Below are 25,196 nucleotides of genomic sequence, written 5' to 3' on the forward strand. Positions count from 1 at the left end.
GCGCTTGTGGGCTTGGTGATCAAATTTTTGGGTGTTCAGCACGGCGCGCCTCGCCCCAGAAGACGCAGACGTTACTATGCCGGTTTGAATCGATAACGCGGCCAATTCGGCCGTCCGTTCGGTTTGCCCATAGTACTGTCCTGCATCAGCACTGGAGAAACTTAATCGCCATGTTCACCACAGGCGAATGCCTTCTTCATTGCCAGCAGTGTACTGGCAGCGTATAGGTGGGGACATGTCTAAGAAGGTTATTGTCATTGGCGGCCACGGCAAGGTGGCCCAAATCGCTACTCCCCTACTTATCGACGATGGCTACGAGGTCACGTCTGTTATTCGCAACCCCGAGCAGGTTCCGGATATCGAGGCTCTCGGCGCCACACCAGCCGTTTACGACATCGCCAGTCTCTCGACCGAACAGTTTGCGGACCTTCTCAGCGGGCACGACGCTGTGATTTGGTCCGCCGGCGCTGGTGGAGGTTCACCAGAACGGACGTACGCGATCGACCGCGACGCAGCTATTACTTCGATTGCCGCAGCCGAGCAGGCTGGCGTTAAGCGCTACGTGATGGTCTCTTACTTTGGTGCGGGCCACGACCATGGCGTTCCAGAGGATCACAGCTTCTTTGCCTATGCCGAGTCCAAGGCTGCAGCCGACGAAGCGCTGCGCGCTTCAAACCTGAAATGGACCATTCTCGGCCCGAGTGCGCTCACGCTCAACGAGGGCCAGGATTCCATCGACACCACGGCGGACAAGGCAGGCGAGGTCGCTCGCGCGACCGTTGCCAATGTCATCGCGCAGACCGTGTTCAACGAGGCTACCGTTGGTCGCATGATTAACTTCAACGAGGGCAACACCCCGATTGCAGAGGCTCTCAAGATGTAGAGGAGGGAGGTCGGGACGGAACCCCTAGGCCTTTCCTCCCCTGCCCCTTGCCTCTGTTCCTATCGCCTTTCTTCAGTCTCCAGCCGAGTTTTCCAGTTGGGTTTTCCAGTTGGGTTGCCTCGACAAAGCAAAATCCTCCGGCACGACCGTGACGAACTAGCAATCCGCTAGTAAGCCACAACTGTGCCGGAGGATTTTTCCGGTTGCCACCTAACAGTTAGCGCACGAAGCCCCAACTGTCAGGCGAGGTGCTTTGCCAGACAGTGACCGAGGGAATTCTCCCGCTCCCCCAGCCACTGCCGCAAAGCTATTGATTTCTACTCGAAGGTTCCGATGTCATCCAGCGGAACTGCGGAACCGACCTGGTCGATGCCGTAGGTGTCCTCGGCGCCGTAGAAGCCCTCACCGAAGGAAGCGAACGGGGCGGCTGCCTGGCGGGCAGCTTCCTCAGTCGGCTCAACCGTGATGTTTCGGTAGCGCGAGATACCCGTACCAGCCGGGATCAGCTTACCGATGATCACGTTCTCCTTCAGGCCGATGAGCTTATCCGAGCGCTTGTTGATAGCGGCGTCGGTAAGCACGCGCGTCGTCTCCTGGAAGGAGGCGGCGGACAGCCAGGACTCGGTGGCCAGCGATGCCTTGGTAATACCCATCAGCACGCGACGACCCTCGATGACGCTGCCACCGGAGGCAACAATCTCGCGGTTCTTAGCCATGACCGTGGAGCGCTCGACCAGTGCACCTGGCAGCAGATCGGAGTCACCCGGCTTAGACACAATCACGCGGCGCAGCATCTGGCTGACGATAACCTCGATGTGCTTGTCGTGAATGGCCACACCCTGGTCACGGTAGACCGACTGGACTTCCTCGATGAGGTGGCGCTGGACGCCTCGGCGGCCCAGGACCTCGAGGACCTCGTGCGGATCGGCAGCGCCCTTGAGCAGCTGCTGCCCCTTGACCACATGGTCACCATCGCGGATGGCGCGACGACGGCCATCGACGGTGATCTCAGCCAGGCCCTGACGCTTGGACAGCTTGTCGTAGACGACCTCGTCCTCGCTGTTGGCATCCGGGATGAGGGTCAGCGTGTAGAAGTGCTCGTCCTCTTCCAGGCGCACGCGACCGTTTTCGCGGACCAGCGGAGCCTTGTTCTTCGGCACGCGGGCCTCGAACAGCTCCTGGACACGCGGCAGACCACCGGTAATGTCGCCACCGACACCACCCTGGTGGAACGTACGCATGGTCAGCTGGGTACCCGGCTCACCAATGGACTGCGCAGCGACAATACCGACAGCCTCTCCGATGTCGACCAGCTTGCCGGTTGCCATCGAGCGACCGTAGCACTTGGCACAGACACCGGTTGCGGTCGAACAGGTCAGAACCGAGCGGACCTTGACTTCCTTGACACCGTGGCTGAGTGCCAGGGTGATGTGGTCGTCGTTCAGGTCGGTGTCAGCCTCGATAAGGACATTGCCCTCAGCGTCGGTAACATCGGCTGCCAGCACGCGAGCAATCGCGGCGGTCTCGACGTACTTCGCACGACGGATCTCGCCGGTCGGGTTGCCGGTTGCGTCCAGAACATCCTCGCCGATTTCGACAATGACACCATCGTGGGTGCCACAGTCCTCTTCGCGAACGATGACGTCCTGTGCAACGTCGACCAGACGACGGGTCAGGTAACCCGAGTCAGCGGTACGAAGCGCGGTATCGGCCAGACCCTTACGGGAACCGTGCGAGTTGTTGAAGTACTCGAGAACCGACAGGCCTTCGCGGAAGGAGGTCTTAATCGGGCGGGTGATGTATTCACCACGCGGGTTCGTAACCATACCCTTCATGCCGGCCAGCGAGTGAATCTGGCCCATGTTACCGGCAGCACCCGACTTCACGATCATCGGAATCGGATTGTCATCCGGGTACAGAGCTTCGACCTTTTCACCGACCTCAGCCGTCGCAGCCTTCCACAGGTTAACCAGCGACTCGTGACGCTCAGCAGCCGAGAGCTTACCGCGGCGGAACTTCTTCTCCACCGTGGCGGCCTTCTCTTCGTAGCCGTTTAGGATCTCCCGCTTGTTCGGGAGAACCAGCACGTCAGACATAGCAATGGTGACACCAGAACGGGTAGCCCAGTAGAAACCAGCATCCTTGAGCTTGTCGACGGTCTGAGCGACCGTGATCATCGGGTACTTGGCAGCCAAGTCGTTGATAATCGCAGCCTGCGGCTTCTTAGCCATAACGCCTTCGACGTATGGGTAGTTCCACGGCAGCAGGTCGTTGAACATAACGCGGCCCAGCGTGGTCGAAGCCAGCCAGGTATCGCCCTTGTTCCAACCGTCTGGGAACTGCTCGGATTCAATCTCAGCCGGCGGACGCAGGTGGCTGATGCGCACCTTAATCGGACTCTGCAGGCCAATTGCACCGCGGTCGTAAGCCATGATGGCCTCGGCCGGGCTGGTGTAAATACCCTGCTCCGGTGCGTCCTCGGTGGCATCCTGGTGGCCACCCGGCAGCTCCGGCTTCTCCAGCGTCAGGAAGTACAGGCCAGTGACCATATCCAGACGCGGCATAGCCAGCGGCTTACCGGAAGCCGGCGACAGAATGTTGTTCGAGGACAGCATCAGGACGCGAGCCTCGGCCTGTGCTTCAGCGGACAGCGGCAGGTGGACTGCCATCTGGTCACCGTCGAAGTCGGCGTTGAAAGCCTCACAAGCCAGTGGGTGCAGCTGAATTGCCTTCCCCTCAACCAGGACCGGCTCGAACGCCTGAATACCCAGGCGGTGCAGCGTAGGTGCACGGTTCAGCAGAACCGGGTGTCCGGTAATGACATCTTCGAGGACGTCCCAGACCTCTGGGCGCTGACGCTCAACCATGCGCTTTGCGCTCTTGATGTTCTGCGCGTAGCTCTTGGCCACGAGCTCCTTCATCACGAACGGCTTGAACAGCTCGAGAGCCATCAGCTTCGGCAGACCACACTGGTGCAGCTTCAGCTGCGGGCCGACGATAATAACCGAACGGCCGGAGTAGTCAACACGCTTACCCAGCAGGTTCTGACGGAAACGACCCTGCTTACCCTTGAGCAGGTCGCTCAGGGACTTCAGCGGGCGGTTACCCGGACCAGTGACCGGGCGGCCGCGACGTCCGTTGTCGAACAGTGCGTCAACGGATTCCTGAAGCATGCGCTTCTCGTTGTTGACGATAATCTCCGGAGCGCCGAGGTCGATCATGCGCTTCAGGCGGTTGTTGCGGTTGATGACACGACGGTAGAGGTCGTTCAAGTCCGAGGTCGCAAAGCGGCCACCGTCGAGCTGCACCATCGGGCGCAGCTCCGGCGGAATCACCGGAATGCAGTCGAGCACCATAGCGGCCGGGTCGTTGCCGGACTGCAGGAATGCAGTGACAACCTTCAGGCGCTTGAGGGCGCGCATCTTCTTCTGCCCCTTGCCGTCGCGAATAATCTCGCGCAGCTCCTCGGCCTCCTTGGCCAGGTCGAAGTTGCGGATCAGGGTCTGAATAGCCTCAGCACCCATACCACCGGTGAAGTAGTCCTCGTAGCGGTCGACGAGCTCGGTGTAAATACCCTCGTCGATAATCATCTGCTTCGGCTCGAGCTTGATGAAGGTGTTCCAAATCTCGTCGAGACGATCCAGCTCGCGCTGGGCGCGCTCACGGATGTGGCGCATCTCGCGCTCGGCTGCAGACTGAACCTTCTTACGGGCGTCAGCCTTGGCACCGGCTGCCTCGAGCTCAGCCAGATCCTCTTCCAGGGTCTGGGCACGCTCGGCCAGCTCCTGGTCGCGGTCGTCCTCAACCAGCTTCTTGTCCACGAGCATGTCTGCTTCGAGGGTTTCCTGGTCGTTGTGGCGAGCCTCTTCATCCACAGAAGTGATGATGTTGGCGGCGAAGTAGATGATCTTTTCCAGATCCTTCGGAGCCAAGTCGAGCAGGTAGCCGAGGCGGGACGGCACACCCTTGAAGTACCAGATGTGAGTGACCGGAGCGGCCAGCTCAATGTGGCCCATGCGCTCACGGCGAACCTTCGACTTGGTCACCTCAACGCCACAGCGTTCACAGATGATGCCCTTGAAGCGAACGCGCTTGTACTTACCACAAGCACACTCCCAGTCACGGGTCGGGCCGAAGATACGCTCACAGAAAAGGCCATCCTTTTCCGGCTTCAGCGTACGGTAGTTAATCGTCTCGGGCTTCTTGACCTCACCGCGAGACCAGCGGCGGATGTCGTCGGCGGTAGCGAGCCCAATCCGGAGCTCGTCAAAGTTGTTGACGTCGAGCACCTGTTTTCCCTTTCCCTCCGCATCGAAGTAATGCGGAAACCAAATTCTCTGCGGAGGTTTTTGTACGTTGTCGTCTGTGTTGGGTTATTCGCGAGTTAGGGCTTCCCGACCCTGATACTCACGCAATGTTTCGTCGTTAAGCGAGAAACTATGCGGAGTCAGCGTCGGAACGCTCATCGCGGGACAGGTTAATGCCGAGGGAAGCGGTCGCGTGGTCGAGTTCCTCATCGTCGGAGGAGCCCAACTCAACCGGAACGCCGTCGGCCGAAAGGACCTCAACGTTCAGGCAGAGCGACTGCAATTCCTTCAGAAGCACCTTGAACGACTCCGGAATACCCGGATCCGGAATGTTGTCGCCCTTCACGATTGCCTCGTAGACCTTGACGCGGCCAACCACGTCATCGGACTTGATGGTGAGCAGCTCCTGCAGGGTGTAGGCAGCGCCGTATGCCTGCATTGCCCACACCTCCATCTCACCGAAGCGCTGACCACCGAACTGAGCCTTACCACCCAGCGGCTGCTGAGTAATCATGGAGTACGGACCGGTGGAACGAGCGTGAATCTTCTCGTCGACCAGGTGGTGCAGCTTCAGCATGTACATGTAGCCCACCGAAACCGGGAACGGGAACTTCTCGCCAGAGCGGCCGTCGAACAGCGTGGCCTTACCGTCAGCGTTGACCAGCACCTCGCCGTCACGGTTCGGGCGGGACGACGCGAGCAGACCAGCGAGCTCCTCGTTCTCAGCACCGTCGAACACTGGGGTTGCAACCAGGGAGTCGGACGGAACGTCGTGCAGGTCAGCCGGAAGACGCTTAGCCCAATCCGGGTCGCCCTCAATGCTCCAGCCGGCCTTCGCCAGCCAGCCGAGGTGAACCTCGAGGACCTGGCCGATGTTCATACGACGCGGAACACCGTGGGTGTTCAGAATGATGTCGACCGGGGTGCCGTCCGGCAGGAACGGCATATCCTCCTGCGGCAGGATCTTGCCGATAACACCCTTGTTACCGTGGCGACCTGCCATCTTGTCGCCGTCCTGAATCTTGCGCTTCTGCGCAACGTAGACGCGGACCATCTCGTTGACACCCGGTGCCAGGTCGTCATCGTCTTCACGGGAGAAGACGCGGACGCCGATGACCTTGCCGGACTCACCGTGCGGAACACGCATGGAGGTGTCACGGACCTCGCGGGACTTCTCGCCGAAGATAGCGCGCAGCAGGCGCTCCTCCGGAGTCAGCTCAGTCTCGCCCTTCGGCGTGGTCTTAGCGACCAGGATGTCACCGTCGCGAACGTCGGCACCGATGCGGACGATACCGCGGTCATCCAGATCCTTCAGCATCTCCTCGGATGCGTTCGGGATGTCACGGGTGATTTCCTCCGGACCCAGCTTGGTGTCGCGGGCATCAATCTCATGCTCCTCGATGTGAATCGAGGTCAGGATGTCCTCCTCAACCATGCGCTGGTTCAGGATGATGGCGTCCTCGTAGTTGTGTCCTTCCCACGGCATGAATGCCACGAGCAGGTTCTTACCAAGTGCCATCTCACCGTTGTCGGTACCCGGACCATCAGCGATGACCTGGCCGGCCTCAACACGCTGGCCTTCGTCAACCAGTGGCTTCTGGTTGTAGCAGGTGCCCTGGTTGGTGCGTTCGAACTTGCGCAGCAGGTAGGTGTGGCGCTGGCCCTCATCATCCATGATGGTGATGAAGTCTGCCGACACGGTCTCGACCACACCGGTGGCCGAAGCGACAATGACATCGCCGGCGTCGTAAGCCGCACGCTGCTCCATACCAGTACCGACGAACGGAGCCTCCGAACGCAGCAGCGGCACAGCCTGGCGCTGCATGTTCGCACCCATCAGGGCACGGTTAGCGTCGTCGTGCTCGAGGAACGGAATCATGGCGGTAGCCACGGAGACCATCTGACGCGGGGAAACATCGAGGTAGTCGACCTCATCGGCGCGGACGGACTCGACGTCACCACCCTTCTTACGAACAGACAGAGTCTCCTGAACGAAGTGGCCGTTCTCGTCGATCGGGGTGTTGGCCTGCGCGACGACGTAGCGGTCTTCCTCATCAGCGGTGAGGTAGTCGACCTCGTCGGTGATGACACCATCGCGGACGCGACGGTACGGAGTCTCAATGAAACCGAACGGGTTCACGCGTGCGTAGCAGGACAGCGAACCAATCAGGCCAATGTTCGGACCCTCTGGGGTCTCAATTGGACACATGCGACCGTAGTGGGACGGGTGAACGTCTCGAACCTCAAGGCCAGCACGGTCACGGGTCAGACCACCCGGGCCCAGTGCAGACAGACGACGCTTGTGGGTCAGACCCGACAGCGAGTTGTTCTGGTCCATGAACTGGGACAGCTGGGAAGTACCGAAGAACTCACGGATAGCCGCGGAAACCGGGCGCACGTTAATCAGGGTGGTCGGCTGGATCGACTCCACGTCCTGAGTGGTCATGCGCTCACGAACCACGCGTTCCATGCGGGACAGACCCACGCGGACCTGGTTCTGAATCAGCTCGCCTACGGTACGCAGACGACGGTTACCGAAGTGGTCGATATCGTCGGTCTCAACCGGGATTTCGACACCTTCCGGCGAGGTCATAACATTCTCGCCGTCGTGCAGGCGCACAAGGTATTCGATGGTGGTAGCAATATCCTGCTCGGTCAGAACCATCTCGCCGGAGGCATCAGCGCCCAGACCCAGCTTGCGGTTGACCTTGTAGCGACCGACCTTAGCCAGGTCGTAGCGCTTCGGCTTGAAGAAGTTGTTCTCCAGCAGAGCCAGCGCGGACTCGCGCGTCGGCGGCTCACCCGGGCGCTGCTTGCGGTAAATCTCCAGCAGAGCCTCGTCGGTGTTTGCAACACCGTCCTTCTCCAGGGTGGCCATCATGATCTCAGAGAAGCCGAAGCGCTCCTTGATCTCCTCGGTGGTCCAGCCGAAAGCCTTCAACAGAACCGTGACCGGCTGGCGACGCTTACGGTCAATACGAACGCCGACGGTGTCCCGCTTGTCGACGTCGAACTCCAGCCACGCACCGCGCGACGGAATAATCTTCACCGAGTGCAGCGGGCGCTCGGTGGACTTGTCGATGGTCTCATCGAAGTAGACGCCCGGAGAGCGCACCAGCTGAGAAACAACGACACGCTCAGTTCCGTTGACGATGAACGTACCCTTGTCCGTCATCATCGGGAAGTCACCGATGAAGACAGTCTGGCTCTTGATCTCACCGGTCTCGCGGTTGGTGAACTCCGCGGTGACGTAGAGGGGAGCCGAGTAGTTGATGTCCTTATCCTTGGACTCATCCACGGTGTTCTTAACGGAGTCGAACCATGGGTCCGACAGCGTCAGGGACATCTTCTGGGAGTAGTCCTCAATCGGAGAGAGCTCTTCTAGAATATCTTCGAGACCGCTGGTAACCCGAGCGTCTTCTCCGAGCTCCTCCTGGCGACGAGCACGCCACTCAGGCGTGCCAATGAGCCATGCGAAAGACTCACGCTGCAGGTCGAGCAGACCAGGAACCGCAATCGGCTCCTGAATCTTTGCAAACGAGTACCTCTTCGAAGCTCCGGGAATACCGGTTACTGCCTTGGTCTGGCGGGAGACTGCCAAGATGCGTCCTTCCAGCACCTCACGCGGTGGAGCACACCGGCAACCGGTGGTGCGCTCCGCCCGCTTGGTTTATACGCGATTCAAGTTGCAGGAATTATTTCTGTTGCGCACCGGGATACTTTGCGTCTAACCTTTGGTCACACACGAAAGTGATTCCCCCGCCACTTGGCCTCCAAGACCAGCCTTTAAAGGCGAGCCCCGAGCCCTAACGGCGGCGCCGCAGCAACTCCTTTAACAGCTAGATGCACGAAAAACGGTGCTACATAATAGCCCCGCGCTCCGAGCGCAAACTATAAAAGAGCTGGCGACAGATACACTAATTCCAGCGCAACGATTTAGCCTATATCAAAAACTGGCAGTTGTCTAGTACAACTTGACAAATCGGGCGTGTCGCATTCACCCGTTACCGATATAACGATGAGGCCTGGGCGCTATGGCCGTCGTAAAGCGTTACTCTGCTTTACGACGGGTCGAAGGACGCACGATGCCCACGATTGCGATGAATACCAGAATTGAACCGGACGCAATGAGGCCGATTGACCACGGCTCTAGAGCTGGGCGCTGGAAATTCTGTATTGCGCCAAAGAGAAGCTGATTGGAAAGGCCTTCGTCCATCTTGCCGTTGAAGCGCAGGTAGTCCATGATCGGCTCGCCGTCGCGGGTCTCCCACCAAAGGTGGATGTCCTCGGCCATATCGATGACCGAGCCAGACTTGGGCTCAACCCACAAATCACGGGTGCCCTGGTACTGGAGGAAGCCGGACTTGTCATCCTGGGTTAACTGAGAGACGTAAGAACGGTACTTCTGGGCGAGATTCGTCTTCTCAATGTCCTGACGGAAATGCAGGACACGGTTACCACCGCGCTCCTCTTCCCCGACAAACTTTGCTGGCAAGGAATCGTGGAGGAAATCATCAAAGATCAGGTATTCCTTTTCCTCCGTGTCGGCCGGGAGCTTCACCCAGTTCCCCTCGAAAGCCACTGACCGTGGAACGCCCGCCATGCGGTCGACAAGCGTCGCAGGAGCCAGCGCCTCGCCGGTGAGTCGATCGATGGTAACTGTCCAGATATTGGCCTCGATAAGCTCCGTCAGCGGGTCGGTGCCGATAACCTCAGGGGGAAGCTCACGCATTTCAGTCACGCCGACGCGGAGCGAAACCTTGTCCGCATCCGCGGGTTCGATGAGCACGCCGTGAAGCTGTCGCTGCAGCGGCGAGTGCACTTCTTCCCGCTTGCCCTCTTCGTTAATCCTGGTGGATACGCCGTCTTCCGCCCGCAGGGTATACGACACCGGCGGCAGGTCAAGCGGCATTTTGGGATCAACATTGAGCACTTTGGGCAGCAAAATGCCAGCAGCAAGCAGTGCGGTGCCTAGACCCAACAGAAGGATAGACAAAATTCTCGGCCGTGAGAGCATGTTAGATACTTTACAGGCCAATAAGGGTAATCAAGACAATGAGTGGGCTGGTTTTTGCCTCAACTCCCTGTGACGGGTGAGATTAGTGAGGTTTTGCCCGGGTCAGGCGGGTTAGCAAAGGCCCCAGAAACAAAAGAACCGCCAACCCCGGGAACGAAGCCCAGAATTGGCGGTCAGAATTGGTAGCTTTAGGCCACTACCGGGGCCGAGGCAAGTAATTGAATTACTTGAGGGCAACCTTTGCGCCAGCCTCTTCCAGCTTAGCCTTAGCAGCCTCAGCGTCGTCCTTGGAAGCACCCTCCAGGATAGCCTTCGGAGCGGACTCAACCATCTCCTTAGCCTCCTTCAGGCCCAGGCCGGAGACGATCTCACGGACAGCCTTAATAACGCCGATCTTCTTAGCGCCAGCGTCCTCGAGGACGACGTCGAACTCGTCCTTCTCCTCAGCAGCAGCCTCGCCGCCAGCAGCGCCTGCAGCAGCAACTGCAACCGGAGCAGCAGCGGTGACGTCGAACTCTTCCTCGAAAGCCTTCTTGAACTCGGTGAGCTCAACGAGGGTCATTTCCTTGAAAGCCTCGAGCAGTTCCTCAGTGGTGTACTTAGCCATGGATATTCTCCTATGAGTGTGGTGCGGCCGCTCCCCTCAGAGATCCCTGGGGTCGAAGCCGTCAAAGTGATATTGAAAAGTTTTTCGCGTGATTTAGTTCGCGTAGATCGCGAGCCGCTCGGGATTACTTCTTTTCCTCGAGTGCCGCAGCAAGGCGGGCAACCGAGGAGGTCGGAGCGTCGAGCAGGCCAGCGACGTTCGCCAGAACGCCGTTGAAGGCACCAGCCAGCTTTGCCAGCGTGGTCTCACGGTTATCCATATCCGCAAGAGCCTCGAACTGTGCTGCATCCATTGCAGCACCGTCCATGTAGCCGCCCTTGATCACGAGGTTCTTGTTGTCACCGGCGAACTTCTTAATCGCCTTAGCCGCATCCACAGCCTCGCCCTTGATGAAGGCGACTGCAGTCGGGCCGTTCAGGTGCTCATCAAGACCCTCAATCCCTGCCTCGTCGGCAGCGATCTTGATCATGGTGTTCTTGGCGACGGAGTACTTAACATCAGCACCGAGGGCGCGACGCAGTTCCGTGATTTCCGCAACGGACAGGCCGCGGTACTCAGTCAGCACGATAGCGTTGGACTCTTCAACGTCCTGCTTCAGCGCTGCAACAGCTGCAATCTTCTCAGCATTTGCTGCCATGTGTACTCTCGCCTCCTTCCTGGTCTTTGCAATTTTCCGCTCGGCCAAGTGAAGGATTCTTTTGCGCAAATACAACAAACGCCCCAATCCTCGCACAAGGATGGGGCGCACAATTCTTGTGGCATGTTCCACTTCAACTCCGCCGACCGCAAGGACAACAGGTGAAGTCAAACTGCGCAAGCGCTTCCAAGCCCTCCTGCGTGGGCCGCTCACTGTATTCCTACAATGAAACCTTCAATCCGCTTCTTTCAAAGCGAATGACCGACGGTCTTCGGTGAAACTTGAGCACCAACCTCCATCTTCCCAACTCGATGTTGGTACCGATTGGAAGCCGGTCAAACTTCGTGAAGAAACTTTATACCAGACCCTGGCAATTAACCAAATCGACTATCCAAACCGCGCCGCACCGGGCTCTCCGAAGCGGCCGAACTCCAGGTCCTTCTCACGTTGCTGGACAATCATCTCGAGCTCGGCAAAGTACGCATTCAGGTCATCGTCGGCAAGCCAGAGCACTTGGTCGGCGTAGTCAAGCACCACGCGCACCATGTCGTCGGGATGTGCGTCCAATCTGGCGGCGTCGAGAATATCCACGGTGAGTGTCAGTGCCACGCGCACAACCGGCGGGATCTGCGATGCCAGGCACTGCTGCGCCACGACATTGCGCAGCTCGACGGCCTCCATCCGCGCGATGATCCGCAGCAGCCGCACAACCACGACCTGCGCCGCCCGAGCTTGTAGAGCTTCCTCCTCACTCATCCCCGGAAGCACCACAGAGTCCTGGATGTTGCGGCGAAGGACCTCAGCTACGCGTTCGTCCTCCCCTAGCCCCGTCAGTACCTCGCCCAGCAGAGTCTGTCCCGCGATGCGCAGGCAGGGCATGTCATAGGCGTCGTCACCCAACGAGTCGAGATACGAGATGAGCTGCGGTTCAATAATTCCGGAACCGTCGTCGAGCTGCGCCAGGCGATTAATCTCGCCGAGCGCCTCCAGCCCTTCTTCGGGTTCCAAAATTAACGTCATAGTCGCGATTTTAAGCAACAAACTTCGGCTGTGAGTCCATTTCGCCTGGATTAGTTGTTTGGATTAGCAATTCGCTTTACGACGTCTACCGCGCCCAAGCCCCCACCGCGCTATCGATACCCCTTATGCCAATGCAAAACCGCCACCTCACACACTCTGGAAAGTGCGCGCGGCGGCGGTTTTAAAGAGCTTTGCTCAGAGTTACTCTCGAGTGACTCGTGAAGAGCACACTCACCTATCGGCTGATGCTGATTTAGGCGGTGTAGTCCTTGATCACGCTGGTGTCAACCGGGATGCCCGGGCCGTTGGTGGCGGAGACGGTGATCTTCTTCAGGTACTTACCCTTAGCAGCGGACGGCTTGAGGCGCATCAGCTCGTCGATAAGCGCACCGTAGTTCTCGGCCAGCTTCTCAGCGTCGAAGGAAGCCTTACCGATAACAGCCTGCAGGTTTGCAGCCTTGTCAACGCGGAAGGAAATCTTACCGCCCTTGATCTCGGTGACAGCCTTAGCGACATCCGGGGTAACGGTGCCGGTCTTCGGGTTCGGCATCAGACCACGCGGGCCGAGGATGCGAGCCACGCGACCAACCTTGGCCATCTGGTCCGGGGTAGCAATAGCAGCGTCGAAGTCGGTCCAGCCGCCCTGAATCTTCTCGATCAGCTCCTCGGAGCCAACGAAGTCAGCGCCAGCCTCTTCAGCCTTGGTGGCGTTCTCGCCAGCAGCGAAGACGACAACGCGGACGGTCTTACCGGTGCCGTTCGGCAGGGAGACAGTGCCGCGAACCAGCTGGTCAGCCTTGCGCGGGTCAACGCCCAGGCGGATAGCGACGTCGATGGTGGCGTCGTAGTTCTTGGAGGAGGTCTCCTTGGCCAGGTTAGCGGCCTCGAGCGGAGAGTAGATGCGGCCGGCGTCGATCTTCTCGGCGGCGGCGCGGTATGCCTTAGAGTTCTTGCTCATGAAAAGTCCAATCTCAATTAAGTGAAATGGTTGGATTGTGGTGTGTAGCGGGCCGAAGCTGGCCCTACCACTTGATGAAGGTGCAGCTAAACGCTGACGGTTTACTTAGCGCCCTCGACGGTGATGCCCATGGAACGAGCGGTACCGGCGATGATGCGTGCACCCATCTCGATGTCGTTAGCGTTCAGGTCCGGCTTCTTCAGCTCGGCGATTTCCTTGCACTGCTCCCAGGTCACGGAACCGACCTTGTTGGTGTGCGGAACGCCAGAGCCCTTCTGAATGCCAGCGGCCTTCAGCAGCAGCTTAGCTGCCGGCGGGGTCTTCAGAACGAAGGTGAAGGAGCGGTCTTCGTAGACAGAGATTTCAACCGGGACAACGTTGCCACGCTGGTTCTCAGTTGCTGCGTTGTAAGCCTTGCAGAACTCCATGATGTTGACACCATGAGCACCCAGTGCCGGACCAACCGGCGGAGCCGGGTTAGCCTGACCAGCCTGAATCTGCAGCTTAATAATCGCAGAAAGCTTCTTCTTCGGAGCCATCGGATTAACCTACTTCCTAGTTACCGGGGCGCGCCGCCCCGATGAAAAGGCGACTCACCCCGTCCGGATGCCGACGCTTTACGACGACCCTTGCGCCCTCGACCATCATGGCCACTGGCGCTGGTCATTGAGTTGGTGCCAGCCACCGGGGATACGAATTACTTGGCGCATCTGTGCTCAAGGCACAAAAATGCACGCCTGGCTACGTTACCGCAGCGTATGGCGTGCATCAAAATCCGTTACCGGATTGGTTGCGCGAGCGAGCTAGCTGGTGCCTTGCTCGGCGCTTGGCTTGGCGGTGCTTGCCGCTTGGCTCTGCGCCTGGCTTGAGGCCGGGCCTAGTTCAGCTTCTCGACCTCATCGATGCCCAGCTCGACCGGGGTCTCACGGCCGAAGATGGAAACCAGAGCCTTCATGCGGCCGGTGTCCGGGTCGATCTCGGAGATGGTCGCCGCCACGGATGCGAACGGACCGGACAGGATGGTGACGGACTCGCCGACCTCGTAGTCGATGGCGACGGCCTTCTTCTCCGTCTGCGGAGCCGCTGCGACGGCCAGCTCACCGTCGGCATTTGCAGCTTCCTCAGCGGCGTCCGCGGTGATGGTCTCCTTCGGCATGAGGAACTTAGCGACCTCACGGATCTTGACCTTGGACGGCTGGCCCTCGCTACCAACGAAGGAAGTAACACCCGGGGTGTCGCGGACGACGGACCAGGACGGATCATCCAGGCTCATACGGACCAGAACGTAGCCCGGCAGCAGCTTGCGCTTAACGATCTTCTTCTTGCCGTCGTCCTTGCGCTCTTCGACTTCCTCAACCGGAACGATGACCTCGTGGATCTGCTCATCGACACCCATGGTCTGGGCGCGCATTTCCAGGTTGGTCTTCACCTTGTTCTCGTAGCCGGAGTAGCACTGGATGATGTACCAGTCGCCCGGACGACGCTTGAGCTCACGCTGGAACTCGCGCAGGCGCTTACGGTACTCGGCATCTGCGTCAGCAGCTGCCTGTGCCTCAGCGTCAGCGGCAGTCTCCTCTGCCGGCGCTGCTTCTGCTGCAGCCGTGTCAGCTGCGGCTGTGTCGGCTGCGGCTGCGTCGGCTGCACCCTCGGCCGGAGCTTCTACCTGAGCCGGTGCGTCCTGCGCATCCTGCTCAGTTGCGGCAGCATCCGCGGACTGGGCCTCGGAGAAAATATTCTGACCATCATTCATGTCGTGCTAACCCCTCTTGTATCTACATCAACGGTTCGCGACATTGGCATCTTCGCCTAAAGAGTCTTAAGAGCCAATATGCCATCCGCAATCACTTCGCACAGCCAGACGCCAGCTGCGCTAACGAATAATCCCGCCGTCCGGAACTCGGAGGCGGGATGAAAAGCATCACTGCGAAACAGTATAACCGATTACTTGCCCAACACCGATCGAACACCCAGACCGGCCAGCGTGTCCACACCCCACACGAGAGCGATCATGGCAATCAGGAACAGAATCACGATGATGCTGTAGGTGACCATCTGGCGGCCGGTCGGCCAAATCACCTTGCGCAGCTCGTCAACAACCTGCTTGACGAAAACCAAAGGGTTACGAGTCGAAAGCTCGTTGGTCTCCTTCTCACGCGCAGGCTTCTTCGCCACGGTGGTCTGCGCGCCCGTCGCCTGGCGCTTACCGGACGGGCGAGCCGCCGCCTGGAAAGTCTGGTTTTCCTCAGACACGATGCTCCTTCGCTACTTCGTGCATATGAGACCTAAAGATACTGCACAGTGAAACTCAAACGTGAATTCTTCAAGGGCAAACTCCGGGGAAGTTCTCCGGAGCCAAGCCCCCACTGTGCAGAGCAAGTCTGGTTCAGTGCGTAAATTCTAGCCGATAATCCACACTATCGAAGAAATGCCCTTCGTGGGAACCGCAGGCTTCGAGATTCGATTCTGACAACCCCAAAGAGCCACGGGCTGCTAGCTTGGCTGCTCGCTTGGCTGTTCGCTTGGGCTGCAGATGTGAACCTGTATGGGTTTATGACACTTTCAAGCCATTTTTCGAGCTGTTTTTGTCATAAACGCAGTCAGTAACTCGCATTGGCCCACCGCCCACCGCCACCGAACATAAACGAAAAACCCGCCACCCAGACGCATTTTTATACGCCCTGGATGACGGGTACTTGCAGGGGCGACAGGACTCGAACCTGCAACCTGCGGTTTTGGAGACCGCTGCTCTACCAATTGAGCCACGCCCCTTCACCACCAGCGAAAGAACTTTTCAGTCCTTAGCTGACAATGTCCCACCTTACTGCATTGCTGCATAATCAAGGCGGGGTTCGACGAACATCACTGTCCGTAGTAGCGATGGGGGGGATCGAACCCCCGACCTCACGATTATGAGTCGTGCGCTCTCACCATCTGAGCTACATCGCCCCTATTCTCTACCGGACATAAGTCCGTATAAAAGAACAGAGCCCCCTGACAGAATCGAACTGTCGACCTTTTCCTTACCATGGAAACGCTCTGCCGACTGAGCTAAGGGGGCATCAGCATCCGTTGAACTCAGCACGTAACTCCGTGGCCAATTGTTGACCGCTTTGTTTCGCTCTGTGCTCTCCGTGAAGCCTTGCAAAGATTAACCCGAAATCACCACTAAGCACAAATCAGCAGGTAGGCAGCGGTATTTCTTGTCGCGTTTGCAGACATTTGGCGCGCACTTATGGATAATTTATTCACTTATCGATGAGCTCCAGCGGAACCATAAGTGAATAGCTCATCGATGAGTGGCTGCCCTCTAACCCGAGCCTCTAACTCGAGCCCCTGCCCCGCTTAATCCAGAGCCCCTCACTCGAGCCCCTACCCCAAACCCCTGCCCCGCATCCCCACCAACAGCCCCTACAAACAAAAAAAATCACCGCGAGAAAATTCTCGCGGTGATTTCACTGTGCCAGATGATGGATTCGAACCAACGAAGGCAATGCCGACGGATTTACAATCCGCTCCCTTTGGCCGCTCGGGCAATCTGGCGTGCACTCTTAAACGGTGCGAATGGAATGCTACCCACTACTCTGTCATTTACACAAATCGGCAGGTCGAGAGGATATTTCCCTACCTGGATTCACCCCTCAGCAGAACTCACCCCAGAGCAGAGCTCACCTCAGAGCAGTGCTCGCCCCTAGGCCCATCTCGCCGATGGAGCTCAATCCGCTACCCCACGCGCTCCACGGTGTAGCGAGCAACGTGACGCAGGGCCTCCTTGGCCGCACAGTCAGGAAGGTCAGCGATGACGCGGTCGGACTCATCCAGCAGTTCATTGACCTTCTCCATCGCGCGAGCCACACCGTTGGTCTGAGCCAAAAGCTCGAGGGCCTCGTCGACAAGCGCGTCGTCGGAGACTGGGCCGACGAGAATCTCACGGAGGCGGTCAGCGGCTGGGGTATCCTCCTGCAGCGCGTAGAGCACCGGCAGCGTGAAGACGCCCTCGCGCAAGTCAGTACCCGGAGTCTTGCCGGACTGATCGGTATTGGAGGAGATGTCGATGATGTCGTCGACAATCTGGAAAACGATACCGATTAGTTCGCCATAGCGGCGCAGCGCGTTGGAAATCTCGGCCGACGCACCGGCGTGATAGGCGCCGAGATAACCGGCCGATGCGATGAGCACACCGGTCTTTTCGGCAATGACCTTCAGGTAGCGCTCGATGCGCTCTTCTATCGGCAGGTCCAAGTCGTTGAGGCACTCGCGCATCTGACCTGTGACAAGAACACCGAAGGTCTCAGCGAAGTGAGCCACGCTCTCGGAGCCGAGCTCTGCCAGCAGGCGGGACGCAGCAGCGAAGAGGTAGTCACCGGCCAGAATGGCGACGGTGTTGTCCCAGCGCGAGTTTGCGGAGGGCACGCCGCGGCGCTTATCCGCTTCATCCATGACGTCGTCGTGGTAGAGCGTCGCCAGGTGCGTCAGCTCCAGCACCGTCGCGGCGGTGATGACCTTATCGCTCTCCGGGTTCTCCCCGAACTGCGCGGCCAGCATGGTAAACATCGGGCGGAAGCGCTTACCACCAGCGTGAGCTAGGTGGGAAACCCGTTCGACTAGGAAGTCCTCGCCGCGCCCCAGCTCGGTAATCAGGAGGTCCTCGCTCTTGCGCATTCCCTCGGTGATTGTTGCTTCCAGCGCCTCATCAACGAAGTGAGAACTAGTGGCGGTGTGCTCACCAGTGCCCTGAGCACTTCCGGAACTAAGCCCGGAGTAGTCTCCAGTACGCATTCGAGACCTGCCTAACTGACGATAAAAGATAAGAAACTGCTAAATAAACTACCTTACGAGCATAGTGGCTAGCAGACCAGTTCCCATATTTGTTTCAACGTCGTTATACGCTGGGGCAATGACCTCAAGCCCGATTTCGCGAGTTTCCCCCACGTTCGACGGCACCGTCGCTCTACCCAGTAGCACTGACGTGCTCATTGTTGGCGCAGGCCCCACCGGCTCCGCAGCCGCAATTCACGCCGCCCGCGCCGGATTTTCGGTCACTGTGGTCGACTCCCAGCGCTTCCCACGCGACAAAACTTGTGGCGACGGGCTCACTCCTCGTGCCATCGCTGAGCTACGTCGCCTAGGGCTTGACGACGAGCTCCTGCGCCGCAACCGCAACCGCGGACTCAAGTTGCACGGCTTCGGCGGCTCCATCACCGCACCTTGGCCAGATGATGCCTCCGGCACTTTTCCCGCTGTCGGATCCGCGATGCCGCGAGTTGAGCTCGACACTTTCTTGCTCAATGCCGCCGCTGATGCCGGTGCGCAGGTCTTTGATGGAGTCGCAGCGCGGAAGGTGGTTCTCGGAGCGCTGAACACTGGCGGCACGCGGGGTCATGGCGTGCGCGAGGTGGAGCTTTCCGACCGCGAGGGCAAGCCACACACCATCTCGGCCCGCTGGTTGCTCGTGGCCGATGGGGTCCGCAGTACCGTCGGCAAGCAGCTGGGGCGTGCGTGGCATCGAGACAGCGTCTTTGGCGTGGCCGCGCGGTCGTATGTCAGCTTCGACAGCGCGGACGTAGCGGATGACTGGATTCACTCGCACCTGGAACTGCGCGACTCCGATGGGCAGACGCACCCGGGCTATGGCTGGATTTTCCCGCTGGGAGAAGGCCGGGCGAATGTGGGGTGTGGGGCGCTGGCGACGTCGGCACGCCCGGCGCGCACGAACGTGAAGAAGTTGCTGCGCGAGTACCACGGACAGGTGCGCGATCAGTGGCAGATGAGCGAGCCGGAGCACGTGACGTCGGCGCTGCTGCCGATGGGTGGTGCCGTGTCGAATGTGGCGGGGCCGAACTGGGCGTTGCTCGGTGATGCTGCGTGCTTGGTCAACCCGCTCAACGGTGAGGGCATTGACTACGGCATGGAGTCGGCGCGGCTAGCGGTGGAGCTGATTAGCTCGATTGGTGCGGGCCGCGATGGGCTGACGCACTCCTGGCCCGCCCTCCTTCGCGACCACTACGGCACCGGCTTCTCGCTGGCTCGCAAGTTGGCGCTGACGCTGACGTACCCGAGCTTCCTTCCCACGGTCGGCCCGCTGACCATCGGCGCCCCGTGGGGAAGCCAGCTCATGGGCGTTGCCGCACGCCTGATGGGCAACCTGGTCACGGAACACGACCGCGACGTAGTGGCGCGACTCTGGCGCGCTTCGGGGAGGACAGCGCTGGCCTCCGATAAGTGCTTCGGACGCCAGCCCTGGCAGTAGGAATCGCTTTACGACGGACCCTGCGACCCAGCCCGACTGAGAGCTAGCGAGCTACTGCACGGGCTTGGTTGCCGAGTGCAGCGCTGCGATACCGAAGGTGAGATTCTGCCAACCGGCATCCTCCCAGCCAGAGGCATTGATGTCGCGGGCAAGCTGCGGCTGGTTTGGCCAGGCGCGAATCGACTCCGCCAAGTACACATAGGCCTCCGGGTTCGAGGAGACAACCTTGGCAATCTGCGGCAGTGCCCGCATCAGGTATTCCTTGTAGAAGGTGCTGAACACCGGCACCACAGGGGTGGAGAACTCACAGACTGTTAGCTGGCCTCCGGGCTTGGCCACGCGGGCTAGCTCAGCGAGGCCCGCCTTGTAGTCCACGATGTTGCGCAGACCGAAGCTGATGGTCACCGCGTCGAAGGTGTTGTCCGGGAATGGCAGCTTCATGCCGTCACCGCAGACCTTGGGAACATCGCGGTGTGCACCGGCCTTGAGCATGCCTCGGGAGAAATCACAGGCAACGACGTATGCGCCAGACTTTGCCAACTCCACTGATGAAACAGCCGTACCGGCGGCCAGGTCGAGGACTTTCTGGCCAGGCTGCAGGTTCAGGCGCTTTGCCGTGCGCACGCGCCAGTAGTGGTCAATGCCACCGGTGAGCACGGTATTAGTGATGTCGTAATTCTTCCCCACGCCGTCGAACATCGAGGCGACTTCGCTGGGATTTTTCGTTAAATCAGCCCTAGACACGATGTCCAGATTACGCGACCGACTTCTGACGCGTAGCAGCACCTGCACGGGAGGCATCAATCGCATCTGCTACGACCTTGCTTGACGTCTCGGCCGCGGAAACCCCAGAAACCTCCTCGTAGTGGCGAACCAGGTCTGCACACAGTGCTTCCCAGGTGCGTTCGGTCACGGTGTCGCGGCAGCGGTTGCGCAGCTGCTTGCGTGCCAGCTCATCATCGACGAGCAGTAGCTTGTCGACCGCCTCAGACAGATCGCGGGTGAAAGTCTTGGGTTCCAGCAGGTAGCCGTTGACGTCGTTGGTAATCAGGTCGCGCGGGCCGCCTGCGTTCGGAGCGATGGCCGGCACACCGGAGGCGTGGGCTTCCTGTACCGCCTGGCAGAAGGTTTCAAAGTCACCGGTGTGGACGAACACGTCCAGACTGGCGAATGCCGCTGCCAACTTATCGCCGGTGAGCTGTCCGGTAAAGACGGCATTCGGCATCTGCTTCTGCAGCTTCTGCAGCTCCGGGCCATTGCCGACAATGACCACCTGGATATCATCGCGGCCGTTCAGCGCTGCCAGCCGCTCCACAGACTTCTCCGCCGCGAGCCTGCCGACATAACCAACGATCGGCTTGCCCTCCGGGCTCCACTGCTTCCTGAGCTCTTCACTACGCTTTGTCGGAGTAAAGCGAACCGCATCAACACCGCGGCCCCAGCGGTAGACATCACGAATCTTGTGATCCTGCAGGTCCTCAATAGTCGGCGACGACGGCGCCAGCGTTCGGGCGCAGGAGTTGTGAATCACGCGCGTCCACAACCATGCGGCCGTGGAGAGCCCCGCCAACTTGTAGTTCTTGGCAAAACCCGCAACGTCCGTCTGATAGATGGCCACAGCCGGGATGCCCAGTGCCTTGGCAGTCAGCGCGCCCGCACCACCGAGCACAAATGGCGAAGCCAAGTGGACAACATCCGGCTTAAACTGCGTCAGCGCCGACGCTACCCGACGGTTCGGCACACCAATCGGTAGCGAATCAATCAACGGCACCATCACAGTGGGCACACGCTCAATGCGGTAGTCGCAGTAGAACTCTGCCTCTTCCTGCCAGTCCCGAGCACCCGGCGCAATCACCAGCGCCTCGTGTCCTTCACGGCGTAAGTGTTCCAACACCCGCAGCACGGAGTTTGTCACTCCATTGATGTTGGGCAAGAAGCTTTCAGCAATGATGGCAACGCGCATGGTGCTAGTTTTCCATCTCGTCGGAAAGCGAAAGTGACCCTCTGTTTACCTTTTGGGGATCTCTTTGTAAACGACGGGTTGCGCGCAACGACAACCACCACAACGGCGCGACGACGAGAAATGCAACCACAGCGATACTGGTCGCCGGGAGAAGTGACAACGTCCATGTACGTCCGGCGACGCGGACGACATTGGGATCAGTGCGGTCGTATTCGACGCGGACGCGCTGCCCCTCTTCCAGACCAACGGGATAGAGCAAACCGGTTGGTGGCGACTGAAAATCACCATTCTCGTCGACGAAATCAACCGTGGTGCGAAGGAGCTCGACCGAGCGCACATTGGCTACGGACTGCCCCATGTTCGACTCGATATTGCGGTCATTAATGAAACAGCCAACCACCATGGCCAGGCACGACAGCAACAGGCAAATCATCAGAAAGAGCAGTACCTGACGAAGGAGGCGCGGCCAATTGGCCAGGGCAGTTTTCCACTGCATGGCGGTCGCGACCTCCTATTTTTCTGTCCCTGATTGTTTCCAGCTCTGATTGGATGCTGCCGGCCGGCTAGTGCTTGTCCAGCGAGCCTTGTCCAGCTAGTGCTTGTCCAGCACCCCAATCTCCGCATTGTATGCCAGCTTGTGATGCAACTGCCGACGCGTCGCACGCGTGGTCGCCACCTCAATGACGCGGATGCCATCGACGTCGGTATCCGGGTGCAACTGCGCGAGCAGATCTGGGAGGCGGTCGACACGCACGTGCTCGACTCCGTAAGCCTGGCAGATGCCCTCAAAGTCCACGTCCTGCGGCGTGCCGAAGATGCGCTCAAAGCTTCCCCGCAGAGCCGGGCTGCCCGCCTCCAGCGTCTCGAAAATACCGCCACCGGCATCATTGGCCACCACGATGGTGAGGTTTTCCGGCCTCGGCTCCAGCGGCCCAATTGCCAACGCTGCGGAGTCGTGCTGGAACGTCAGGTCACCCATAAGTGCAATCGTCCGCGGCGGGCGAATCTCGTCGGCATGCTCACGGTCGGACGCCAGCGCAATACCGATTGCCGTCGCCACCGTGCCGTCGATGCCCGCGGCACCTCGTCCCGCATACGTGTTCACACCCGGGAAAGGCAGGCCCGTGTACGACGCATCGCGCACCGGGTTCGACGCGCCCAGCACCACGTTGTCACCCGTGCGCAGGCTATCCGTCAGCGCCGCCGCCACATGAAATCCGGTCAGCGGTTCCTCCGCTTCAATCGACTCGGTAAGCGTCTCTCGCACGGACTTCACCGCCAATTCGCTGGCAGCCTCACAGATTTTCGTCCACTGCGGGTCCTGCTCCCCCACAGTCTGCACATGCCTAACGACGGCCCTTGCGTTCGCCGTCACATCCGGGAACTCCACCCCAAAACCGTGGTTTTCCGCTTCGGAGACAACGGTCAGCTCGATATCCGGATTGGCCAGCAGCTTAGAGATACCTCGGTGCAGCGTCGGCCTGCCGACTAACACAATCTGCTCCGGCAGAATCTGCGCAAAAGTACCCGCCGCGAGCGGGTGAACCGGGTGCGCCGGCGCATATGCATTCGGCTCAGCGATGGTTGGCAGATCCTCCAGTTCTGGCAGGTGCGAGGCATTCGAACCCGCAATCACGAGTGTGCGGCGGCTGATGTCAATTGTGGCTGTGCTAGCCGAGTTGGCCGGGCCGGTTGCGGTGGCCGAGTTGGCTGCGATGGCGGCCGCGCCGACGTTGTTGCTGTTGGTAGGCGCAATCGTGGTCCAGGGGCCGCCGTCGGCGCGGCCCTCGGGGATGTCGGCGACGGAGTCGTCGTCAGGCACGAGCGGTTCGACAAAACGGACGTTAAGGTGGCCGGCGCCGGATGCCATGGCGGCGACAACGCGATCGATGCGGGCGCGGATCTGCGCGGCGGTGGCCTTCGTGACCGGGGCGGTGCCGTCCAGATCGAACTCGACGACGGAGGCATCAGCGAACAGGCGGTCCTGGACGATGGTCTGGTTCGCGCCAGTGCCTCGATAATGCGCGGGGCGGTCGGCGGTCAGTGCCAGCAGCGGAATGCCCGACGCGGTGGCTTCCACCATGGCGGGCACGAGGTTCGCCACTGCTGTGCCGGACGTTGTAATTACCGGGGTCACCTTGCGGGTGCGCGAGGCCAGGCCGAGGGCGAGGAAGGCGGCGGAGCGTTCATCGATACGTACGTGGAGGCGAACCTTCGCCGCGTCGGCGGCCTGGACCAGAGCGCGGGCGAGCGGGGCGGACCGGGAACCCGGGCACACCACGGCATCGACCATGCCGAGACGCAGCAGCTCATCGACGATGAGGCCCGCTACCACTGCGGATGGGGCTTGTGTGGACTGGGCGGCGTGAGTGGTTTCGACCGCGCCGGTGTCCGGGTCTTGAGAGGTGTCCTGGTTATTGTTCACACTCAATAGGCTACTTGCCGGGAGTTACTGACTAGGTTTATGTCAGTTTGGAAGCCGTTTTTCGGGCTCAAAGTGTCATAAACCTAGTCACTTTCTTGGCGTTATAGATGGGCATACGCCGCGCGGAGGCGGTCGAACCACCAATCGCGGCGGGGGCCCGGCGCGGCGAGCTCGGCCAGGCGGGAAGGGTCGGGCGCGGGGTTGGTGACGGGCAGTCGGCCATCGATAAGTGGCCGGGGCTCGATGACGTCCTCGATAAACAGCGAGGACGTGGCCAAACCCGCCGCGTTCGGCTCCGGCTGCAGCTCTGTGGCAGGCAGGGCCGCCGCCGTGAACAAACCGGCGGCCATGCCAACACCGGTGTCCAAAGCGCTGGCGACGGTCACCTTCATCTCCAGTTCCTCGGCCAACCGAAGCAAGCGGCGTGGTCCACCAAGGGGCGCGACCTTCATTACGCCCACGTCAGCAGCCTGCTCGCGCGCAACCAAATACGGGTCCTCGGCCTTGCGAATCGACTCATCGGCAGCAACCGGGCAAAACTCCCCCACTGCGTCGCGGACCTCGCGCAGCTCGGCGACAGTCGCAACGGGCTGCTCCATGTACTCCAGCGGCCCCAACTCATGAGCGGCGCGGATGGCCTGCTCCACCGACCAGCCACGATTCGCATCCACCCGCACCACAGGTTCATAGCCATAGGCTTCGGCCACCGCGGTGCGGACGGCGGCTACGCGCTCGATGTCGTCGTTAAGCGATTGGCCGCTCTCTGCGACCTTGACCTTAAACGTGCGGCACCCGGGGTAGCGCGCCACGACCTCCGGCACCTGGTCGGGTGTGACGGCGGGGATGGTGGCGTTGACCTCGACAAACTCGCGCTTCGGGGTGGGCAGGCCGACGTATGCGCATTCGATGGCCGAGCGCAGCCACGCGGCGGCCTCGGGCGCCTCGTATTCCAGGAAGGGAGCGAACTCGCCCCAGGTGACGGGGCCGTCGATGAGGAGTGCCTCGCGGGTGGTGACGCCACGGAATTTCACTGCCATGGGCAGCGCGACGACGTGGGCGCGGTCGAGGATGTCGTCGATTGGCGGAAGCTTGATGTTGGGCGCAGCGGACACAGACATACCCCTCATGCTAG

General features: G+C 60.0%; 18 protein-coding genes and 4 tRNA genes. 2 read left to right on the forward strand and 20 right to left on the reverse strand.

All coding sequences use genetic code 11. The features are described 5' to 3' along the window. The first annotated feature begins 235 nt into the window (after positions 1–235). Positions 236–883 (forward strand): SDR family oxidoreductase, encoded by a 648-nt coding sequence (locus tag HMPREF2820_RS07510; protein ID WP_070603547.1) that lies wholly within the window; start codon positions 236–238, stop codon positions 881–883. A 317-nt stretch (positions 884–1,200) separates the two neighbouring features. Here HMPREF2820_RS07510 and HMPREF2820_RS07515 read toward each other — a convergent pair whose 3' ends face one another. From HMPREF2820_RS07515 to HMPREF2820_RS07585, 15 genes are all read right to left on the reverse strand, one after another. Further along, positions 1,201–5,172, reverse strand: a complete 3,972-nt coding sequence (locus tag HMPREF2820_RS07515; RefSeq protein ID WP_048732411.1) for a DNA-directed RNA polymerase subunit beta' — start codon at positions 5,170–5,172, stop codon at positions 1,201–1,203. Between the two features lie 148 nt (positions 5,173–5,320). After that, entirely contained in the window at positions 5,321–8,809 is a 3,489-nt protein-coding gene (locus HMPREF2820_RS07520; RefSeq protein ID WP_042388391.1) for a DNA-directed RNA polymerase subunit beta, read from the reverse strand. A 432-nt stretch (positions 8,810–9,241) separates the two neighbouring features. After that, positions 9,242–10,207 (reverse strand): cell envelope lipid trafficking protein PgfA, encoded by a 966-nt coding sequence (locus HMPREF2820_RS07525; protein WP_070603548.1) that lies wholly within the window; start codon positions 10,205–10,207, stop codon positions 9,242–9,244. Between the two features lie 223 nt (positions 10,208–10,430). After that, a complete protein-coding gene (gene rplL, locus HMPREF2820_RS07530) occupies positions 10,431–10,814 on the reverse strand; it encodes a 50S ribosomal protein L7/L12 (RefSeq protein WP_016422047.1) in 384 nt (127 codons plus the stop codon). A gap of 124 nt (positions 10,815–10,938) precedes the next feature. After that, the gene (gene rplJ / locus HMPREF2820_RS07535) at positions 10,939–11,451 is read right to left on the reverse strand and encodes a 50S ribosomal protein L10 (protein WP_016422046.1); all 513 of its coding nucleotides are present in this window, start codon (positions 11,449–11,451) and stop codon (positions 10,939–10,941) included. Between the two features lie 387 nt (positions 11,452–11,838). Then, positions 11,839–12,471 carry a hypothetical protein gene (locus tag HMPREF2820_RS07540; protein ID WP_069359387.1) on the reverse strand — a complete coding sequence of 211 codons (633 nt, stop codon included), beginning with the start codon at positions 12,469–12,471 and terminating at the stop codon, positions 11,839–11,841. 253 nt (positions 12,472–12,724) lie between these two features. Beyond that, positions 12,725–13,429, reverse strand: coding sequence for a 50S ribosomal protein L1 (rplA, locus tag HMPREF2820_RS07545; protein ID WP_016422044.1), 705 nt, complete (start codon positions 13,427–13,429; stop codon positions 12,725–12,727). A 101-nt stretch (positions 13,430–13,530) separates the two neighbouring features. Then, positions 13,531–13,968, reverse strand: coding sequence for a 50S ribosomal protein L11 (gene rplK / locus HMPREF2820_RS07550; RefSeq protein WP_016422043.1), 438 nt, complete (start codon positions 13,966–13,968; stop codon positions 13,531–13,533). 338 nt (positions 13,969–14,306) lie between these two features. Next, a complete protein-coding gene (nusG, locus tag HMPREF2820_RS07555) occupies positions 14,307–15,179 on the reverse strand; it encodes a transcription termination/antitermination protein NusG (protein WP_070603549.1) in 873 nt (290 codons plus the stop codon). A gap of 191 nt (positions 15,180–15,370) precedes the next feature. Next, complete coding sequence (gene secE, locus HMPREF2820_RS07560) at positions 15,371–15,679, reverse strand: preprotein translocase subunit SecE (RefSeq protein ID WP_070603550.1); 309 nt, start codon at positions 15,677–15,679, stop codon at positions 15,371–15,373. Positions 15,680–16,125: 446 nt separating this feature from the next. Next, positions 16,126–16,198: transfer RNA gene (locus HMPREF2820_RS07565), tRNA-Trp, on the reverse strand. A gap of 103 nt (positions 16,199–16,301) precedes the next feature. Beyond that, positions 16,302–16,375, reverse strand: a tRNA-Met gene (locus HMPREF2820_RS07570). Between the two features lie 39 nt (positions 16,376–16,414). Then, positions 16,415–16,487: transfer RNA gene (locus HMPREF2820_RS07575), tRNA-Thr, on the reverse strand. Between the two features lie 400 nt (positions 16,488–16,887). Further along, positions 16,888–16,969: transfer RNA gene (locus HMPREF2820_RS07580), tRNA-Tyr, on the reverse strand. Between the two features lie 180 nt (positions 16,970–17,149). After that, entirely contained in the window at positions 17,150–18,205 is a 1,056-nt protein-coding gene (locus HMPREF2820_RS07585; RefSeq protein WP_049172333.1) for a polyprenyl synthetase family protein, read from the reverse strand. Between the two features lie 118 nt (positions 18,206–18,323). On the opposite strand from HMPREF2820_RS07585, the gene HMPREF2820_RS07590 reads away from it, so the two are divergent. Continuing rightward, positions 18,324–19,676 (forward strand): geranylgeranyl reductase family protein, encoded by a 1,353-nt coding sequence (locus HMPREF2820_RS07590; RefSeq protein WP_246822241.1) that lies wholly within the window; start codon positions 18,324–18,326, stop codon positions 19,674–19,676. Positions 19,677–19,727: 51 nt separating this feature from the next. Here HMPREF2820_RS07590 and HMPREF2820_RS07595 read toward each other — a convergent pair whose 3' ends face one another. The 5 genes from HMPREF2820_RS07595 to HMPREF2820_RS07615 all read right to left on the reverse strand — a co-directional run bounded on the left by HMPREF2820_RS07595 (position 19,728) and on the right by HMPREF2820_RS07615 (position 25,191). After that, the gene (locus tag HMPREF2820_RS07595; RefSeq protein ID WP_049172335.1) at positions 19,728–20,420 is read right to left on the reverse strand and encodes a demethylmenaquinone methyltransferase; all 693 of its coding nucleotides are present in this window, start codon (positions 20,418–20,420) and stop codon (positions 19,728–19,730) included. 10 nt (positions 20,421–20,430) lie between these two features. Beyond that, positions 20,431–21,639 (reverse strand): glycosyltransferase family 4 protein, encoded by a 1,209-nt coding sequence (locus tag HMPREF2820_RS07600; RefSeq protein WP_070603552.1) that lies wholly within the window; start codon positions 21,637–21,639, stop codon positions 20,431–20,433. 4 nt (positions 21,640–21,643) lie between these two features. Then, entirely contained in the window at positions 21,644–22,135 is a 492-nt protein-coding gene (locus HMPREF2820_RS07605) for a DUF3592 domain-containing protein (RefSeq protein ID WP_070603553.1), read from the reverse strand. 96 nt (positions 22,136–22,231) lie between these two features. Next, the gene (gene menD, locus HMPREF2820_RS07610) at positions 22,232–24,064 is read right to left on the reverse strand and encodes a 2-succinyl-5-enolpyruvyl-6-hydroxy-3-cyclohexene-1-carboxylic-acid synthase (RefSeq protein ID WP_049172342.1); all 1,833 of its coding nucleotides are present in this window, start codon (positions 24,062–24,064) and stop codon (positions 22,232–22,234) included. A gap of 101 nt (positions 24,065–24,165) precedes the next feature. Beyond that, positions 24,166–25,191, reverse strand: coding sequence for an o-succinylbenzoate synthase (locus HMPREF2820_RS07615; protein ID WP_070603554.1), 1,026 nt, complete (start codon positions 25,189–25,191; stop codon positions 24,166–24,168). Between the last annotated feature and the right edge of the window lie 5 nt (positions 25,192–25,196).

The organism is Corynebacterium sp. HMSC064E08, assembly GCF_001811805.1.
Taxonomy (GTDB): Bacteria; Actinomycetota; Actinomycetes; order Mycobacteriales; family Mycobacteriaceae; genus Corynebacterium; species Corynebacterium jeikeium_D.